Source organism: Mesorhizobium sp. AA23 (assembly GCF_001672435.1).
GTDB lineage: Bacteria > Pseudomonadota > Alphaproteobacteria > Rhizobiales > Rhizobiaceae > Mesorhizobium.
Map to the genome: position 1 here is coordinate 115,951 of NZ_LYTP01000012.1, position 17,823 is coordinate 133,773.

19 protein-coding genes are annotated in these 17,823 nt (G+C 64.6%); 10 read left to right on the forward strand and 9 right to left on the reverse strand.

What is annotated here, in order from left to right:
• Positions 1-8 precede the first annotated feature (8 nt).
• The gene (locus A9K66_RS11180) at positions 9-875 is read left to right on the forward strand and encodes a helix-turn-helix domain-containing protein (RefSeq protein ID WP_067323547.1); all 867 of its coding nucleotides are present in this window, start codon (positions 9-11) and stop codon (positions 873-875) included.
• A 9-nt stretch (positions 876-884) separates the two neighbouring features.
• Here the strand turns inward: A9K66_RS11180 and A9K66_RS11185 are convergent, their stop codons facing one another.
• From A9K66_RS11185 to A9K66_RS11195, 3 genes are read right to left on the reverse strand one after another with little or no spacing between them, the layout of a single operon-like run.
• Positions 885-2,264 (reverse strand): ATP-binding protein, encoded by a 1,380-nt coding sequence (locus A9K66_RS11185; RefSeq protein ID WP_067323552.1) that lies wholly within the window; start codon positions 2,262-2,264, stop codon positions 885-887.
• Positions 2,265-2,268: 4 nt separating this feature from the next.
• Entirely contained in the window at positions 2,269-2,649 is a 381-nt protein-coding gene (locus A9K66_RS11190; protein WP_067323554.1) for a YkvA family protein, read from the reverse strand.
• 56 nt (positions 2,650-2,705) lie between these two features.
• Positions 2,706-3,383: a winged helix-turn-helix domain-containing protein gene (locus A9K66_RS11195; RefSeq protein ID WP_066991553.1), complete on the reverse strand. Its 678-nt coding sequence runs from the start codon at positions 3,381-3,383 to the stop codon at positions 2,706-2,708.
• Positions 3,384-3,579: 196 nt separating this feature from the next.
• Here A9K66_RS11195 and A9K66_RS11200 point away from each other — a divergent pair, with 196 nt between their 5' ends.
• On the forward strand, positions 3,580-4,086 hold the full coding sequence (locus A9K66_RS11200; RefSeq protein WP_245307485.1) for an isoprenylcysteine carboxylmethyltransferase family protein: 507 nt from the start codon (positions 3,580-3,582) through the stop codon (positions 4,084-4,086).
• 241 nt (positions 4,087-4,327) lie between these two features.
• Positions 4,328-4,513, forward strand: coding sequence for a hypothetical protein (locus A9K66_RS30225; RefSeq protein ID WP_095799570.1), 186 nt, complete (start codon positions 4,328-4,330; stop codon positions 4,511-4,513).
• A 43-nt stretch (positions 4,514-4,556) separates the two neighbouring features.
• Here the strand turns inward: A9K66_RS30225 and A9K66_RS11205 are convergent, their stop codons facing one another.
• Together A9K66_RS11205 and A9K66_RS11210 are read right to left on the reverse strand one after the other, a co-directional pair.
• Positions 4,557-4,775 (reverse strand): hypothetical protein, encoded by a 219-nt coding sequence (locus tag A9K66_RS11205; RefSeq protein ID WP_066991559.1) that lies wholly within the window; start codon positions 4,773-4,775, stop codon positions 4,557-4,559.
• Positions 4,776-4,865: 90 nt separating this feature from the next.
• Complete coding sequence (locus A9K66_RS11210; RefSeq protein ID WP_067323556.1) at positions 4,866-5,627, reverse strand: COG4280 domain-containing protein; 762 nt, start codon at positions 5,625-5,627, stop codon at positions 4,866-4,868.
• Between the two features lie 204 nt (positions 5,628-5,831).
• Here A9K66_RS11210 and A9K66_RS11215 point away from each other — a divergent pair, with 204 nt between their 5' ends.
• Both A9K66_RS11215 and A9K66_RS11220 read left to right on the forward strand, forming a co-directional pair.
• A complete protein-coding gene (locus A9K66_RS11215) occupies positions 5,832-7,325 on the forward strand; it encodes an aldehyde dehydrogenase family protein (protein WP_067323558.1) in 1,494 nt (497 codons plus the stop codon).
• A 168-nt stretch (positions 7,326-7,493) separates the two neighbouring features.
• Complete coding sequence (locus A9K66_RS11220; RefSeq protein WP_067323561.1) at positions 7,494-8,513, forward strand: LLM class flavin-dependent oxidoreductase; 1,020 nt, start codon at positions 7,494-7,496, stop codon at positions 8,511-8,513.
• Between the two features lie 100 nt (positions 8,514-8,613).
• On the opposite strand, the gene A9K66_RS11225 is transcribed toward A9K66_RS11220, so the two are convergent.
• The 3 genes from A9K66_RS11225 to A9K66_RS11235 form a co-directional block, all read right to left on the reverse strand.
• Positions 8,614-8,847 (reverse strand): YgjV family protein, encoded by a 234-nt coding sequence (locus A9K66_RS11225; protein WP_197507466.1) that lies wholly within the window; start codon positions 8,845-8,847, stop codon positions 8,614-8,616.
• Positions 8,848-8,917: 70 nt separating this feature from the next.
• A complete protein-coding gene (locus A9K66_RS11230; protein WP_067323564.1) occupies positions 8,918-9,361 on the reverse strand; it encodes a carboxymuconolactone decarboxylase family protein in 444 nt (147 codons plus the stop codon).
• A gap of 114 nt (positions 9,362-9,475) precedes the next feature.
• Positions 9,476-10,552, reverse strand: coding sequence for a class I SAM-dependent methyltransferase (locus A9K66_RS11235; protein WP_067323568.1), 1,077 nt, complete (start codon positions 10,550-10,552; stop codon positions 9,476-9,478).
• 193 nt (positions 10,553-10,745) lie between these two features.
• On the opposite strand from A9K66_RS11235, the gene A9K66_RS11240 reads away from it, so the two are divergent.
• From A9K66_RS11240 to A9K66_RS11260, 5 genes are all read left to right on the forward strand, one after another.
• The gene (locus tag A9K66_RS11240; protein ID WP_067323570.1) at positions 10,746-11,837 is read left to right on the forward strand and encodes a helix-turn-helix domain-containing protein; all 1,092 of its coding nucleotides are present in this window, start codon (positions 10,746-10,748) and stop codon (positions 11,835-11,837) included.
• A gap of 145 nt (positions 11,838-11,982) precedes the next feature.
• Complete coding sequence (locus tag A9K66_RS11245; protein ID WP_082953827.1) at positions 11,983-12,954, forward strand: sugar ABC transporter substrate-binding protein; 972 nt, start codon at positions 11,983-11,985, stop codon at positions 12,952-12,954.
• Between the two features lie 105 nt (positions 12,955-13,059).
• Positions 13,060-14,562: a sugar ABC transporter ATP-binding protein gene (locus A9K66_RS11250; RefSeq protein ID WP_067323572.1), complete on the forward strand. Its 1,503-nt coding sequence runs from the start codon at positions 13,060-13,062 to the stop codon at positions 14,560-14,562.
• Complete coding sequence (locus A9K66_RS11255) at positions 14,559-15,575, forward strand: ABC transporter permease (protein WP_067323574.1); 1,017 nt, start codon at positions 14,559-14,561, stop codon at positions 15,573-15,575. The genes A9K66_RS11250 and A9K66_RS11255 overlap by 4 nt, the downstream gene beginning before the upstream one ends.
• 16 nt (positions 15,576-15,591) lie before the next feature.
• Positions 15,592-16,593 (forward strand): substrate-binding domain-containing protein, encoded by a 1,002-nt coding sequence (locus A9K66_RS11260; RefSeq protein WP_066991595.1) that lies wholly within the window; start codon positions 15,592-15,594, stop codon positions 16,591-16,593.
• Positions 16,594-16,763: 170 nt separating this feature from the next.
• Here the strand turns inward: A9K66_RS11260 and A9K66_RS11265 are convergent, their stop codons facing one another.
• Positions 16,764-17,822, reverse strand: coding sequence for an ornithine cyclodeaminase (locus tag A9K66_RS11265; protein WP_067323575.1), 1,059 nt, complete (start codon positions 17,820-17,822; stop codon positions 16,764-16,766).
• Position 17,823: the final 1 nt, after the last annotated feature.

Below are 17,823 nucleotides of genomic sequence, written 5' to 3' on the forward strand. Positions count from 1 at the left end.
AAAGTAAGATGCCGGAGCGTCCGTTCTACCAGCCAGGCGCGAGCAGCGTCGAAGGCCTGCCGCTGGCCTTGCAGATGTTCCACAACCAGCCGTTGGTGATGCTGAAGCCGCATTGGCACGCCCAGGTCGAGGTCAACTTCATCGTGCGCGGCAGCGTGCACTACCGCATGGCCGAGCATGAGATCGCGCTCTCTGCCGGTGAGATGTGCCTGTTCTGGGGCGGGCTGCCGCACCAGATGGACGATCTCACCGATGACGCCATCTATGCCGGCGCGCATCTGCCGCTGGTGCATTTCTTCAGGCTGCATCTGCCGGCCGATGTCCGGCATCGGCTGATGACGGGCGCGACGCTGGTGACGAATGCCACCGACCAGTCCGACAACGACAATTTCAAGCGCTGGAACGAGTATGCGCGCTCGGGCGATGCGGCCAAGGCCGAACACGCCGTCAACGAGCTGCTCTTGCGGTTGGAGCGCGTGCGCTTCGAGCCGTACCGGCTGGTGCCGGCAACCGCGTCCGGACACGGCGCCGGCAGCGCCTTCGACCAGCAGTCCTCGCGCAATGTCGGGCGCATGTGCGATTTCATCGCCGAGAATTTCCTCTACGACATCGACTGCGTGAACATCGCGGCGGCGGCCGACATCCATCCGAAATATGCCATGAGCCTGTTCAAGAAATCGACCGGCATGACGCTCAACGAATATGTCAATCTGCTGCGGCTGAGCTATGCCCAGGCGCTTTTGATGCATGAGGGCGCCAATGTGCTGAAGGTCGCCATGGACTCGGGCTTCGGCTCGCTCAGCGCCTTCAACAAGTCGTTCCGCAAGCTTGCCGGCATGTCGCCCTCCGATTTTCGCAGGGCGGGCGTGCGCTGAAGCCCGCCGTCAGGCGGCCGGCTCCGTCACCGCGGGGAAGTCGACGATGACGGCAAGCCCTGGATGGTTGTCCTCCAGCGTGATCGACGCGCCATGCAGGTCCGCGACCGCCTTGACGAGGCTTAGGCCGAGGCCGCTGCCCGGCGTCGTGCGGCTGGAATCCAGCCGGTAAAGCCGCTGAAAGACCTTTTCGCGCTCGCCGGCCGGAATGCCGGGCCCATCGTCGCGGACATGGACGAGGACACGCTCGCCCTGCCTTGTCACCGACAGCTCGATCGCTGTGCCGGGGGGACAGTGCCTGAGCGCGTTCTCGACCAGGTTGGCGAGCATCTGCATCAGCAGGTCGCGGTCCCCGTGGACGTACCATTTGGTGTCCGGAACGAGCGTCGTCGACAACGATTTTCCGTCATCCTCGGCGACGTCGGCATAGACCTCGCCGATGGTGTCGACGACACTGCCGACGTCGAGATCGACAAAGCGGGCCTTGCGCGCGCCGGCCTCGATCTGAGCGATGCGCAGCAGCGCATCGAAGGTGTCGTTGATCTGCCGGCTTTCGCTGCGCGCATCGGCCAGCTCGGCTGAAACGGTCTCGCCGGAGGCGGTCTTGTCGGCAGCCTGCTCCAGGATCATCTGCAGGCGGTTGAGCGGCGTCTTCAGGTCGTGCGCGATGTTGGCGCTCACCTCCCGCATGCCGTCGACCAGGCCCGACAAGCGGTCGAGGGCTGCGTTCACCTGGGTGGACACGGCGTCGATGTCGTCGCCATTGCCGGTCAACGGGATGCGCGCGTCGAGCCGTCCGTGCGAGACGTCGACCATGGTGGCGGCAATGCCGTCGAGCCGCCGCTGGACGCGCGAGGCGAGCAGGGCGCCGCCGGCAATGGCGAGCCCGGTGATAAACAGCGTGCCCCAGCCGAAGCTCATCAGCACGATGGTCTTCAACTCGTCCGTCTCGGCAAGCGAGAAGGCAACCGTCAGATTGTTGCCACCGACCTCGCCGGTATAGGCGCGGTACATCGTGTCGGGCGGCACGCCCGGCAATCTGGCGGCGAACATCGAGAAACCGTCGGGCAGGCCGGAGGCGGTGAAACTGCCTGCCAGACGGTTGCCGGCGGGGTCGGTCAGCGAGAAAAGCTGGTCCTTGTCGGGGCTGAGGTCGGCGTTGTTGTTGACCGAGGCGACAAGATCCTCCTTGTCGTTGGCGGCATAGGTCAGGGCAACGACCGAATAGGTCTCCTTGATGGACTTATCGAGCCGCCTCGCCAGATCGGCGCTCATCAGCTGATAGACGACCGCGCCGGACAGGATGAAGGCGAGCACGAAAAGGAAGGCAAAGGTCAGTGCCAGGCGGAACGGCGTGCTGCGCAGCAGGCTGGGGCGTGCTTCCTTCATCGTTTCAGGCGGGGCTCGGCCAGACCAGCCATAGCAGGGCCAGGGCCGCCACGATCCAGACGGCAATCATGAAGATCAGACCGGTCAGGCTGACCGGCCGGGTGCTGCGCGTGGCGGTGTTGCGGAATTCCCGCATGAGCCCGGCCGGAACCAGCTTTACCGCAAGCAGGATGCCGAGCGGAACGATTACAAGATCGTCCAGATAGCCGATGATCGGAATGAAATCCGGAATGAGGTCGACAGGGCTCAGCGCATAGGCCGCGACCGCGCCGGCCACGACCTTTGCGTACCAGGGGACGCGTGGATCGCGGGCGGCAAGCCAGAGCGCCACGACGTCGCGCTTCATGCGAAGCGCCCATTGCCTTGTGGAGTCCAGCATCGCCATGTCGCTTATATACGGACAGCCGGCCGAAGGCGCGAGATGCGATCAGGCATGGATCGTCAACCCTGCGCGTGCAGGCTGTAGCCGGTGTTGCGCACGGTATGGATGAGCGGCACGTCGAACGGCCTGTCGACCTTGGCCCTGAGCCGGCTGATATGGGTTTCGACGACGCTGGTCTTGGGGTCGAAATGGAAGTCCCAGACGCGCTCCAGAAGCATGGTGCGGGTAATCACCCGGCCCTCGCCGCGCATCAGCACTTCGAGCAGGCTGAACTCCCGGGGCTGCAGGTCGATGGTCCTGCCCTGCCTGGTCACGCGCCGCATGATCAGGTCCATTTCGAGGTCGGCAACACGAAGGCTGGTCTTCTGCTCCTGCGCCGCCGGCCTCCGGCCGAGCGCGTTGATGCGGGCAAGCAGTTCGGAAAAGGCGAAGGGCTTGACCAGATAGTCGTCGCCGCCGGCCTCCAGCCCTTCCACCCGGTCGTCGACGCCGCCGATCGAGGTCAGGAATATCGCCGGCGTCTTGATGCCCGCCGCTCGCACCGCCTTGATCATCGACAGGCCGTCGAGACCGGGGACCATACGGTCGGCAACGATGACGTCATAGGCATTGCGGGTTGCCGCGGCGAGCGCTTCGTGGCCATTGCGCAGGAGATCGCAGGCGTGCCCGGCCTCGCTCAGTCCCCTGACGATGTAGTCGGCAGTCCTTGGGTCATCCTCAACCAGCAGCAGTCGCATCTTGGCCTATCGTCCGGTGTCGAGTTCAAGCGGCACGGTAGCATCTGCGAGGCCCCATTCCCACAAGCCGGACTTACGCAGGCCTGTCCGGGTCCTTACAAATTCGTAAGAATGATCGAAAATAATGGGAAGACCTCGCCGCCGGGCGCGAGAAAGGTTAGGGGAGCGCTGGCCCGGCCGGAGTGACTCAAATCGAATGGCTTACACATCGCTCAAGTCAGCGCCAAAGGCCTTCGACCAGCACAAGCGCCTGATCGTCGTCCAGGTCGCCGCAGTGACGGCCATCGTCTTGCTGCTGTTTGCCAAGCCGTTCCTCAGCGAGGGCTCGAGCGGACACGAGCTGATGGAGACGGCCGGCTTCGGCTTCGTGCTCGTCTGCTTTCTCGGCCGGCTGTGGAGCATTCTTTATGTCGGCGGCAGGAAGAACGACGAGCTGGTCGTCTCCGGTCCGTTCTCGATGAGCCGCAATCCGCTCTATTTCTTCTCGATCATCGGAGCGGTGGGTATCGGGCTGATGTTCGGATCGGTGCTGGCCGCGGCGATGCTTGGGCTTGCAAGCTTCCTCGTCTTCCGGTTCACCGCCGGCCGGGAGGCAAGTTCGGCGCCGCCTACACGGCCTATGCCGAGCGGACGCCGCGTTTCTGGCCGAATCCGATGCTCTACCGCGACGAGGACCACTGGGTCTTTTCCACCAGCGCGCTGAAAAGCACGTTCCGGGACGGCCTATATTTTCTGGCTTTCTTTCCGCTTATCGAGGCGGTCGAGCATTTTCGTATGATCGGCATGCTGCCGACCTTGTTCACAATCTACTGATTGCGATTGGGCGTTTCGCTGCCCGAGCTAACAAGCCCGGCGATTGCACCCAAAAGAAGTCAGGGGCAATGCCTTGAGTCCGAGCTGGCGAAGCATATACCTCTTTATGACTTGGGCTGTTGGGCTGCGTGATGGAAATTCGCACGTCGAAACACGATACGCTCGGACGGTTGTCGGTGTTTGAACTCGACGCGTTGCGGGAAGCTTTCAAGCGATCGGTTCGCGAGAACAACGTCACGGAAATCCAGTGGGCCGAGCACGCCGAGCTTTTCGTCAAACGCGCGATCGGCGAGGAAAGTCGCGCCCTCCGAGCCTAAAGCGCGTCGCGTCGAATTGGCCCGCGCCACCCATCAGGCCGGCTTAGCCTTTGCCTCCGCCGCGCGCGCCGCGCCTCGTGCTTTCCAAAAGGATCGCCAGGCAGCCGATCAGGATCAGGACAGCGCCGAGGAGCGGCGGCAGCGCCAGAAGCTTCACGGCGCCGGCGACCAAAGCGATCAGAAGCAGTGCCAGAAGCGCAAGGCTGCCGTCGTCGACGAACATGCCGACGAGCTCCTTCAGGACGAGGCGGACGATTTTCATCGGGCAATTCCCTTCGAGCGGTTCACCATTTCACGGAAACGGCAAGCCGCTCTGTTTCTTTTTGACCGCAATTCCGGGCGGAAAACCGTTTCACACTTTTCCTGGAATTGCTTTGGCAGCAGCCACGTGGGCGTTGCGCAGCCAGCGCACCATGGCGAAGGATGCCGCGGCGATGACGACGAAGATGGCAAGCAGCGCAAAATCCTCGCCCGGCCATTCGGCGCCGAGGCCTTCGCCTGTCCAGAACACGCCGAAACTGGTCAGCATCAGGCCGACCACGAATTTGAGCGCATTTTCCGGCACCCGCGCCAGCGGCCGGTGCATGGCGAGGCCGATCAGCATCACAAGCACGAATGCGGCCAGCGCTCCGAGACCGGCATAGAGCGTCTGGCCATGCGCGGTCCCGACCGCAATAACGATGAACACCACCTCGACCCCTTCGAGCAGCACCGCCTTGAAGGCCGCCACGCCGGCAAGATAGCCGGCGCGACGGTCGTTGGCGTGGCGGGTCAGCGCGTCGGTTTCCCTGGAAAAGGCTGCCTCTTCGTCGCGGAGCGCAATGATGCCGGCGCTGCGCAGGATCGCCTTGCGCAGCCAGCGCATGCCGAACAGGATAAGAAGCACGCCGACCGCGAATTGCAGGAGTGCAATCGGGATCAGCTGCAGCAGCGGTCCGAAAGCCAGCACCAGCGCCGCCAGCACGGCGAGCGCCGAGACGGCGCCTGTCAGCGCCGGCCGCCAGCCGCGCGTCACGCCGACGGCCAGCACGATGGTGAAGGCTTCGACCACCTCGACAAAGGACGCCAGGAACGAAGCGGCCACGGTGGAGAGAACGGGGGTCAGTTCATGCATGAATGGGCACCGAGGTCTGTGTTTCGCCGCCCTTTTGGGAAGGCGGTGCCGGTTCAGCCTTGTTCAACAGGCGATGACGCACAAAGTATGGCGGATGGACAAATCAGCCGTCGCCGGCTGCACATTCTCGACCGCGGCGGCGAACTTGCGCCCGTGCTCAGGCCGGTGGCATAAGGCCATGCTCATCAGAGGAAGCGGCTTCAGATGACGTTATCGGTGAGAGACCTTCCCCTGCGCACGCCGATCGACGGCCGGCACCGGCAGATGATGATCGACGGTGAGTGGCGCGATGCGGTGAGCGGCCGGACTTTCGAGACGCGCAACCCCGCCACCGGCGCGGTGCTGGGCACCGTGCCGCTTGCGGATTCCAAGGACGTCGACCTGGCGGTGGCCGCCGCGCGGCGCGCCTTCGAGGGACCGTGGAGCCGCTTCAAGCCCTATGAGCGCCAGCTGCTGCTGTTGAAGATCGCCGATCTCATGGAACGGCATTGGGAAGAGTTGGCGCTTTCCGACACCACCGACATGGGCATGCCGATCACCCGCACTTTGGCCAACCGCAACCGCGTGCTCGGCATGCTGCGCTTCTATGCCGGCATGGCGACGTCGATCCTCGGCCAGACGATCGGCAATTCGCTGCCCGGCGAGGTCGTCTCCTACACGCGCAAGGAGCCGGTCGGCGTGGTCGGCGCGATCATTCCGTGGAATGCGCCCACCGCCGCCTCGATCTGGAAGATCGGCCCAGCCCTGGCCACCGGCTGCACCATCGTGCTGAAACCGTCGGAAGAGGCACCGCTGACGCCGCTCCTGATCGCCGACCTGATGCAGGAGGCCGGCGTGCCGCCGGGCGTCGTCAACGTCGTGACCGGCACGGGCGCGGAAGCCGGTGCGCCGCTCGCGGCGCATATGCATGTCGACAAGGTGGTCTTCACCGGCTCGACCGCCACCGGCCAGGCGATTCTGCGCGCCTCAGCCGCCAACATGAAGCGTGTGTCGCTGGAGCTAGGCGGCAAATCGCCGGTAATCGTGCTCGCCGATGCCGACATCGAGCGCGCCGTGCCGGTGGCGGCCATGTCGGTCTTCGCCAATTCCGGCCAGGTCTGCATCGCCGGCTCCCGGCTCTTCGTCGAACGGCCGATCTATGACGAATTCGTCGAACGCGTCGCGGCCTTCGCGGCAAAGCTGCGGATCGGCGACGGCGCCGACCCCGAGACCGAGATCGGACCGCTGATCTCGCCAAGACAGCTCGAGCGCGTCTCAGGCTTCATCGCGGACGGCGCGCGCGAGGGCGCGCGGCTGGTGACAGGTGGTGAGCGCATCACCAAGGGCGCGCTGGCCGCAGGCAATTTCATGACGCCCGGCGTGTTTTCCGGCGTCACCGACGGCATGCGCATCGCGCGCGAGGAAATCTTCGGGCCGATCATCTCGGCGCTGCCCTTCGACACGCTGGACGAAGCGGTGCGGCGCGGCAACGACACGCCCTACGGTCTCGGCGCCGGCGTGTTCACCAAGGATGTCGGCAAGGCGCACCAGCTCGCCAACCGGCTGCGCGCCGGCTCGGTCTGGGTCAACACCTATCACGCGATCGACCCGGCCGTGCCGTTCGGCGGCTACAAGATGAGCGGTTACGGCCGCGAGGGCGGCGCCGAGCATCTCGACGAATATCTCAACACCAAGGGCGTCTGGATCCGGATCGATTGACGGTCTGTATCCGGTCGCGTTTCGTTGAATAGCCGCACGGCTTCAACTATTTGCGTTGCATTGCGCAATTCCGCGGCGGAACGCCCGTCGCACGTTTTCCTGGTATTGCGCTGGAGCAACACAAGAACACGAGCGGTTCAGCGGGCCGCCCGACGCGGAACGGAGCGCATGAAGAAGATCGGATTTCTGTCGTTCGGGCACTGGTCGCCCGCCCCGCAATCGGGCACGCGCTCGGGCGCCGACGCGTTGCTGCAGTCGATCGACCTTGCAGTCGCGGCCGAGGAGCTCGGCGCCGACGGCGCCTATTTCCGCGTCCACCATTTCGCCCGCCAGCTCGCCTCGCCGTTTCCGCTGCTTGCCGCGGCCGGCGCGAAGACCAAGCGTATCGAGCTCGGCACCGCCGTCATCGACATGCGCTACGAGAACCCGCTCTACATGGCCGAAGATGCGGGTGCGGCCGACCTCATCGCCGGCGGCCGGCTGCAGCTCGGTATCAGCCGCGGCTCGCCCGAGCAGGTGATCGATGGCTGGCGCTATTTCGGCTACGTGCCGGAAGAGGGCAAGACCGATGCCGACATGGCGCGCCGCCACGCCGAGATCCTCCTCGATCTGTTGCGCGGCGAAGGCTTCGCCCAGCCCAATCCGCGGCCGATGTTTCCCAATCCCCCTGGGCTGCTCAGGCTCGAGCCGTTCTCGGCCGGCCTGCGCGAACGGATCTGGTGGGGCGCGGCCACCAACGCCACCGCCGAATGGGCGGCCAAGCTCGGCATGAACCTGCAGAGCTCGACGCTGAAATTCGACGAGGGCGGCCAGCCGCTGCACATCCAGCAGGCTGAGCAGATAAGAGCCTTCCGCGCCGCCTGGAAGGAAGCCGGCCATGCGCGCGAGCCGCGCGTGTCGGTGAGCCGCAGCATCTTCGCCTTGGTCAACGACATGGACCGCGCCTATTTCGGCGGCAGCGAGGGCGAGGATCATTTTGGCTATATCGAGCCGGAAAAGCGCGCCGTTTTCGGCCGTACCTACGCCGCCGAGCCGGATGTGCTGGTTGAGCAGCTCAGGCAAGACGAGGCGATCGCCGAGGCCGACACGCTGCTTCTCACCGTGCCGAACCAGCTCGGCGTCGACTACAACGCCCATGTCATCGAGGCGATCCTGAAGCACGTCGCGCCGGCACTCGGCTGGCGGTGATCAATCGAGCGATTCGACGGCCGCGAGGCGAGACCAAACTCGATTTCGGGGCCATGATCGAATCGGCGCACCCGATGCTTTGAGGCACTGCCACCGGCAATCAGGTCGCTGCGCCAGTGTACCGCTCGCGCACGATCCGGGTGATGTGGACCACGTTCAGGCCGATGAAGAAGACGTTCCATGCAACGACGTTCAACATCGGGACGGGCTGGCAGTAGAAGTATACTGCGAGGCAGGTTGCCGCCGTCAGGGTGAGCATTCGCAGGCGCAGCATGTCCATTGTGAAGTAGGCAATCACGTAAAGAATGTTCGCCGCGTTGCTGAGCAGTTCCATGAGAGTTCCCATGTGGTGGGGCGTGCAGGAAGGGGCGGTGCCCGGTTGAAACGCCGGGCACCGCCTGCCGTCAGTCGCCGCCAAATTCGGTCTTGAAGGTTTCGAAGTCGATCTGCAGGCCATTCAGCACGGCGCTCCAGTGCCGGACGTAGCCGGCATGGGCCACGGCTTCGGCGACCTCCTCGTCGGTGGCGCCGCGGTCCTTGGCCATCTTGGTTTCCAGCCAGATGCAGTAACGGCACGGAATCTGCGCCGCCACCGCGACGTTGATGAGCGACTTTACCTTCGGTTCGAGAGCGTTGTTCTTGGGTTGAAGCTCGAGACCCTTGAACATCGCCCAAGCGCCGGCGACTGCCGACTTTGGATAGGCCTTGATATGGCTCGGCACGATGCCGAGCGTCGCCTCGATTTCCTTGTAGGTCTGCTCGGCCGCCGGCAGTTCCTGCGCAACGGCGAGCGGTGCGGCAAGTACGATAGCGATGGCGAAGCCTATGCCTGTGAGAATGTTTTTCATGATCAGTCTCCTGTTTGTTGGGATCGAAGGAATTGCCGCCCGCCCCGCGCCCCCTTTGCGCGCCGCGAGGCCGGAAGTCGTCCGCTGCGACCGACCGGTGTTAGCTTTCGAAGGTCAGAGCCGGGCCTCGAGGACCAAGTTGAAGGGCGTCTCGAAGGCACGACGGAAACGGGTGAACCCGGCCTTGCGGAACACTTCCGCCAGCCGTGCCTCGCCGGCCTGGGCGCCCAGCACGAGGCGGCCGCCGTCCGAAATAGCGTGGGCGCAGCAGATGGTGGTGGAGGCCGCGTAATACATTCTCGCCACCGGCGAGATGTTGTCCTCGACCCGGTCATTGGCGAAAGGCTCGACCAGCATCACCGTCCCGTCCGGCGCCAGCGCCTTTGATGCATGCACTGCCGCGGCGACAGGATCGCCCATGTCATGCAGGGCATCAAAGAAGCAGATCAGATCGTAGCCGCTGCCCGGGTAGTCGTCGGCCCGCGCCTTTTCGAACGCCACGCGCCCTTCCAAGCTCTGCTTGGCGGCGCCGCGACGGGCCTCCCCCAGCGAGTCTTCGTGATTGTCGAAGCCATGGAAGCGGGAAACCGGAAAGGCCTTTGCCATGAGCGCCGTCGAATGGCCGTGGCCGCACCCGATATCGGCGACAAGCGCGCCAGTCCTGAGCTTCTCGACGACGCCCTCCAGGGATGGCAGCCATTCGCTGACGAGACTGGCCTTGTAGCCGTTCCGGTAAAAGGCGGCCACGCCGCAGGCCAGGCGTCCGTCATGATCTCCCCAGGCGATGCCCTTGCCGGTGCGGAAAGCCTCTACGGCCTTCTCTTCGTCGGCCCACATCGAAGCGGGCACCGCCCAAGCGTTGGGAATGAAGACGGCGCTGTCCTCGTCGGCGAGCACGACTTCCTGTTCGGGTGTCAACTCGTAGGTGTCGCTGACCGGGTGGTAGACGATATAGCCGCCCGCCACTTGGGAATTGAGCCATTCGCGTACATAACGTTCGGCGCAGCCGGCCCGCCCCGCGAGCGCGCGGGCACTGAGGGGTCCGAGGCCCGCCATGGCCTTGTAAAGACCGAGACGGTGGCCGAGGCTGATCATGACTCCGCCGTAGCCGGCCGAAATATCACCGATCGCTCGCGCGACGAGCGCATCGAGTTTTGCCGGATCGATCTTATGGTTGTGGGTATGCTCCATGTCCAAGTCTCCTGTCCAAGCGCTCGGGCAACCCCCGAGGCAGCGGCTGAATCGCAGGAACAGGGAAGAAACGGGAGAGCGCGACTCTCCAGAATCGGGCCATTTGTGCCACTGGCCCGTCGTCAGGAGAGAAACTGGCGGCCGCGCGCGCCGGGCGCTATGGTTGCGGCACCTGCGACATGGATTAGCCGACATGCATCGTCACTTCACCACTGCCGCATCCGAGCCGCTTCACGTGAGTCTAGTGGCCATTCCAGAGGCCGTGGTGTCCACGTTGTCGGGCATCTTCGACGTGATGAATGCCTTCAAAATAATGCCGCTGCCGGGCAGCGAGCCGCGCCAGGCTCCGCCCTTCGAGATTGAGATCGTCGGCCTAGAAACGGGCGCTCTGGAACTGGCCAGCCGCGTGCCGGTCATGGTTCAGCGAAGTGTGGCGGAGGTGGATATGACCGACATCGTCATTGTTCCTTCGATCCTGCTTGGGCCGAACGGCTGGCGAAAGGACCTGCATCCGGAACTGATCGAGTGGTTCCGCGCCATGCATGCCCGCGGCGCGCTCTTGTGCTCGGCGTGCTCAGGCATCTTCCTGCTTGCCGAAACCGGTCTGTTCGATGGCGTGGACGCGACCGTGCATTATGGCTACGCCGGCGACTTCGGCCGGACGTTTCCACAAGTGCCTATCCACCCGGATCGTGTGCTGGTGGTGTCGGGCAAGCGAGAGGAGCTCATCTCCTCGGGTGCTTCCATGACTTGGCATGATCTGGTGTTGTACCTGATCGCCCGACACGCCGGCGCGACCGCAGCCCAGGCCGTGGCGCGCTCATTCGCGCTGCAGTGGCATCAGGACGGTCTTGCGCCCTACATCATCTTTGAGGGCCGCAAGGATCATGGCGACCTTGCCGTTCAGGCGGCGCAGGACTTGATCGCCACCCGATTTTCGGTCGCCAATCCCATAGAAGAGATGATCCGCTGCGCCCAGCTCACGGAGCGCACCTTCAAACGCCGGTTCACGAGCGCGACCGGCCTGAGCCCGATCGCCTATGTACAGCGCTTGAGGATCGAGGACGCCAAGCGCCGACTGGAGCGCACCGACGCGTCAATCGACGACGTCAGCTGGCAGGTCGGGTACGAAGAGCCTGCGTTCTTCCGTCGCTTGTTCAAACGTGTGACGGGGCTGGCGCCCGGCGCATACCGCAAGCGGTTCAAGATCCCCGCCTATGCGCAAAGGCATTTGCCCGACGAGAGCGTCGAACTCCGGCTGGGAAATAGCCAGCGGCAGACCTAAGCCGGGCCGACGCTGCGATATCCGCCCGGCAGGCTGCTCGGGTACGCTTCCTCCGCGAGCATGTTGACATCCGACGAAGACAAGCAGTAGTTTTTGGCGTAATCGGTTACGTAACCGATTACGCCCATTTCAGGAGGAGGAAAGCATGAGCAAGGTTTCAAATACCCGCGGGCTCGACCTGGGATCGTTTTCGCGTCGTCGGTTCCTCAAGGCAAGCGCGCTGGCGGCCGGCGCGCTTGCGCTGCCGTTCGGTCCGGCGTTTGCGGCCGACAAGCCGAAGGTAGGCTTGGTCATGAAGTCTTTGGCCAACGAGTTCTTCAAGCAGATGCAGGCCGGCGCGGAGGACTATGCGGCCAAGAACAAGGACAAGTTCGATTTCGCCGCCGTCGGCATGAAGGACGAGCGCGATTTCGCCGCGCAAGTCGATGCGATCGAGAACTTCATCACCCAGAACTACAACATCATCGTCGTGGCGCCGGCCGATTCGAAGGCGATGGTCACGCCGATCGCCAAGGCGCTGAAGGCCGGCATCAAGGTCATCAACATCGACGTCGCGCTCGACGATGAGGCCAAGAAGAAGGCCGGCATCGACCTTGCCTTCTTCGGGCCGGACAACCGAGCCGGCGCCAAGCTCGCCGGCGACGCGCTCGGCAAGGCGCTGGGCAAGGGTGGCAAGGTCGTCATCCTCGAAGGCAATCCGGAAGCCGACAACGCCAAGCAGCGCAAGCTCGGCTTCGACGATTCGGTGAAGGAGCACGGCCTCGACCTGCTCGATTCCAAGACCGCGCATTGGGAGACCGAGGAAGCCAACACGCTGATGACCAACTTCCTGACGCAGCACCCGGACATCCAGGGCGTGATGGCGGCAAACGACTCGATGGCGCTCGGCGTGGTCAAGGCGATCGACGCGGCCGGCAAGTCGGGTCAGATCAAGGTGGTCGGCTTCGACAACATTCCGGCCGTCGGCCCGCTGCTCAAGGAAGGCAAGATGCTCGCCACGGTCGAGCAGTATGGCGCGCAGATGGCGGCCATGGGCATCGACTACGGCCTGCGCGAGCTTGCCGGCGAGAAGTTCTCGGGCTGGGTCAAGACCGACGTCAAGCTGATCACCGCCTGAGGCGAGCACAGGCGCCGGGACTCCCTCTGGCGCCATCCATTCGCTTGTCTCATCATCGCCGCCGGCAAGCAGCCGGCGGCGATGAGCGCCATTCAGGATTGCTGCATGGACGATGTGGTTCTTTCCCTTGAAGGGGTAGGAAAAATCTTTCCCGGCGTGGTCGCGCTGAGCGACGTCTCGCTGTCGATCGCGCGCGGCGAGACGCATATCGTCCTCGGCGAGAACGGCGCCGGCAAATCGACGCTGATCAAGCTCTTGGCCGGCATTTACCAGCCGGACAGCGGGACGATCGCCTTCAACGGCCAGCCCTATCAGCCGAAGACGCCGCATGACGCGCAGCTAAGCGGCATCCGCATCGTGCACCAGGAGCTGAACCTACTGCCCTATCTCAGCATCGCCGAGAACCTGATGCTGGAAAACCTGCCGCGCCGCGCCTTCGGCATCGTCGACCGCAAGGCGCTCAACCGGCGCGCCGTCGCGCTGCTCAAGGAAGTCGGGCTCGATGTCGATCCGAGGACGCGGGTCGAAGCGCTTGGCGTCGCGCAGATGCAGCTGGTCGAGATCGCCAAGGCGCTGAGCTACGACAGCAAGCTGCTGGTGCTCGACGAGCCGACGGCGACGCTGACGCCGCCGGAGATCGGGCGGCTGTTCGCTATCATCAAGCGGCTGAAGGCCAGGGGGGTCACCATCATCTACATCTCGCACCGGCTGCACGAAGTGTTCGAGATCGGCGACCGGGTGACAATCTTGCGCAACGGCAGGCTGGTCGCGACCCGCGACCTCCACGGCCTCAGCGTGCCGGATGTCGTGCGCATGATGATCGGCCGCGACATCGCCGACGAATTCGGCTTCGACGCCTCGATCGTGCCGGGCAAGGTCGCGCTCAGCGTCACCAATCTGAAGCGCAGCGCCGTGACGCCCGAAATTTCCTTCAACGTCCGCCACGGCGAGATCTTGGGCGTCGCCGGTCTGGTCGGCAGCGGCCGGACCGAAGCCATGCGGGCCCTGTTCGGCGCCGATCCGAGGCTCGACGGCGTCGTCGAGATCGACGGCAAGCCGGTGGCGATCACGGCGCCCAAGGATGCCGTGCGGCATGGGCTCAGCCTGCTTACCGAGGATCGCAAAGGCCAGGGCCTGCTGCTCGATCTGGCCGTGGACAAGAACATCACCATCACCGATCTCGGCAAGGTGTCGCGCCACGGGCTGGTCAACCGCCGGGCCGAAGCCGCGGCAGCGAACGATCTCATCGGCCAGCTGCGCGTCAAGGCAAGCTCGATCGAGCAGGCAGTGCGCAATCTCTCGGGCGGCAACCAGCAGAAGGTGGTGCTGGCCAAATGGCTGTTCCGCGGCACCTCGACGCTGATCCTCGACGAGCCGACGCGCGGCGTCGACATCGGCGCGCGGCGCGAGATCTACCAGCTTCTGTGGATGCTGGCGGCGGCTCAAAAAGGCATTGTCATGGTGTCTTCCGACCTGCCGGAGCTGATGGGCATGTGCCATCGCATCATCGTCTTTTCCAAGAACAAAATCGTCGGCGAGGTGCCGCGAGCCGAATTCGACCAGGAGCGTATCCTGTCGCTCGCCTACCAGGAGTATGTGCGACCATGAGCGAGACGTCCGAAACCCTCGTGTCGGCGCCTGTTTCTCCCGGCAGGGCGAAGTTCCTGCGCTTCCTGATCCGCGACGCCGGCGTGCTTCTGGCGCTGGTGCTGATCACGCTGTTCTTCTCGCTCACAGCGCCTTACTTCGCCACGCCCGGCAATGCGCTGAAGATCTTCGTGCAGATCGCCATCAACACGGTGCTCGCCGCCGGCATGACCTTCGTCATTCTCACCGGCGGCATCGACCTTTCGGTCGGCTCGGTGCTGGCGCTCTGCACCGTGGTCGGCGCCACCGTCATGATCGACGAAAGCCTGTCGCCGGCCGTCGCGATCACTTTGGCGCTGCTCGCCTGCATGGCGACCGGTGCTGCCTGCGGCTTCCTCAACGGCTGGATCTCGACGCGCTGGAAGATCCCGTCCTTCATCGTCACGCTCGGCATGCTCAACATGGCGGCGGGCGCCGCGCGCGTGGTCAGCGACAATTCGACCATCACCGGCCTGCCGCAGAGTTTCGTCGATTTCGGCAATCTGATCATCGGCGGCTTCCTGCCGTCGATCTTTCTGGTCGCGGTGCTGGTGATCGCGGCCGGCTGGTTCGTGCTGCGCTTCACCGTGTTCGGCCGCATGATCTTCGCGGTCGGCACCAATGACGAGGCGGTGCGCCTCTCCGGCCACAATCCGGATTTCTACAAGGTCGCGGCCTTCACCATCGGCGGCCTGACGGCCGGCATCGCGGCCATGGTCTATCTGCTGCGCTTGAACATCGGCAGCCCGATCGCAGGCGTCGGCTACGAGCTCAATGCAATCGCCGCCGTCATCATCGGCGGCACCAGCCTCAGCGGCGGCAAGGGCTCGATCATCGGCACGCTGGTCGGCGCCTGCATCCTGCAGGTGCTCAGCACCGGGCTGCAGTTGCTCGGCGTCGGCGACAATTTCAAACCGATCGTGATTGGCCTTGTCATCGTGCTCGCCGTCATCCTAGACGCTTATCGGGAGAGGCTGTTGCGGAGGATCCGCTAGAGGGTCAGAGGGAACCATGACCACAATTGCCGATGTCGCGCGCTATGCGGGGGTGTCCGTCGCAACGGTCTCGCATGTGATGAACCGCACGCGCCATGTCGAGCCGGAGACGGCCGAGCGCGTGCGCGCCGCGATAACCGCCCTGCGCTACAGCCCGAACTCGCTGGCGCGGAGCCTGAGACGCGGGGAGACCAAGACCATCGGCCTGCTGCTCCCGGACAATTCCAACCCGTTCTTCGCCAGCGTGGCGCGCCAGATCGAGGATGCCGGCTTCGTGGCCGGCTATACGGTGATCCTGTGCAACTCGGATGGCAGCGCCGAGAAGGAAGAGCGCTATCTGTCGGTGTTGATGGCAAAGCAGATCGACGGGCTGATCTTCGCCGGTTCGTCAGACCATGCGCGGGTGTTCTCGCACCTGTCCGCCGCCCTGCCGGCGGTGCTGCTCGACCGCGAGATCCATTCTGTCCATGTCGATTCCGTGCTGGTCGACCACGATCACGGCGGCTATCTCGCCGGGCGCCATCTGGTCGGGCTCGGCCACAGCAAAATCGGCGTCATCGGCGGTCCGCGCGATTCGAGCTCCAGCCCGGCCCGCCTGCGCGGTTTTACCCGGGCACTCGCGGAGGCAGGTATCGACCTGCCTGCTTCGTCGGTGGTCGATTCCGACTATCATTTCGCCGGCGGACGCCTGGCGATGGAGCGGCTGATGACGCAGGCGCCGGAGATCACGGCGGTGTTCGCCTGCAACGATTTGATGGCCATGGGCGCCATCACCGCGCTGCGCACGCGCGGCTTGCGGGTGCCCGACGACATGTCGCTGATCGGTTTCGACGACATCCCCTATGCGGTCACCACATGGCCGCCGCTAACGACGATCGCGCAGCCGGTCGAAAAGATCGGAACGCGGGCGGTGAGCCTGCTGCTCGAGCGCGTCGGCGAGCCCGAGGCGCCGTCGCGCCGCGAGGTGCTGGCGCCAGTGCTGGTGGAGAGGGAAAGCTGCGCGGCTTTGCAGAAGTAGCGTGTAATCTCCCCTCTTGAGGGGGAGATGTCGCCGAAGGCGACAGAGGGGGTCGGTCCGACTGGGCTCGGCCTGCTGCGGCAGATGGAGGTTGGCGCTCCACGCGAGGCGACCCCCTCTGGCCTGCCGGCCATCTCCCCCGCAAGGGGGGAGATCACGCGCTCATTCCCTCACGCGGCAGGTTGCATGGCGGCCCTGAGCAGCATGCCGAACAGGTCGCGCGGCTCGTCGGGGTCGGCAAGCAGGTCGAGCTCCTCGTAGAGGCCGGTCGCCTGGAGCTGGTCGCGGACATAGCGCAGCGCGGAAAAATCCTCCGTGGCGAAGCCGACGGAATCGAACAGCGTGATCTGCTCCTTCGTCTTGCGGCCCTCGGCCTGGCCTGTCATGACCTGCCACAGCTCGGTCACCGGATGATCGGCGTCGAGCTGCTGGATCTCGCCCTCGATGCGCGTCTGCGGCGGAAACTCGACGAAGATGTCGGAGCGCAAAAGGATATCGCGGTGCAGCTCGGTCTTGCCGGGACAGTCGCCGCCGACGGCGTTGATGTGGACTCCGGAGCCGACCATGTTGTCGGTGAGGATGGTGGCGTACTGCTTGTCGGCGGTCACCGTGGTAATGATGTCGACGCCTTCCACCGCGTCCTGCCCGGTCGAACAGATGGTGATGTCGAAGCCCTTGCCGGCGAGGTTGCGGGCGCATTTTTCGGAAGCAGAGCGGTCGATGTCGTAGAGCCGCAGCCGGTCGATGCCGAGCAGCGCCTTGAACGCGACGGCCTGGAACTCGGACTGGGCGCCGTTGCCGATGATGGCCATGGCGCGCGACCCTTTCGGTGCCAGATATTTGGCGGCAACCGCCGAGGTCGCGGCGGTGCGCAGCGCCGTCAGGATCGTCATCTCGGTCAAGAGCATCGGATAGCCGGAGCCGACATCGGCGAGCACGCCGAAGGCGGTGACGGTCTGGCGGCCTTCGCGCATGTTCTTCGGGTGGCCGTTGACATATTTGAAGCCGTAGAGGCGGCCGTCGCTGGTCGGCATCAGCTCGATGACGCCGTCATGGCTGTGCGAGGCGACGCGCGGCGTCTTGTCGAACAGCTCCCAGCGGCGGAAATCCTCCTCGATATAGCCGGCAAGCTCGGTGAGGAAGCGCTCGAGGCCGATGGCGAGCACAAGCTTCATCATGCGGTCGACGCTGACGAAGGGGACGATGGCAAGGCGGGACGGCTGGGTCATG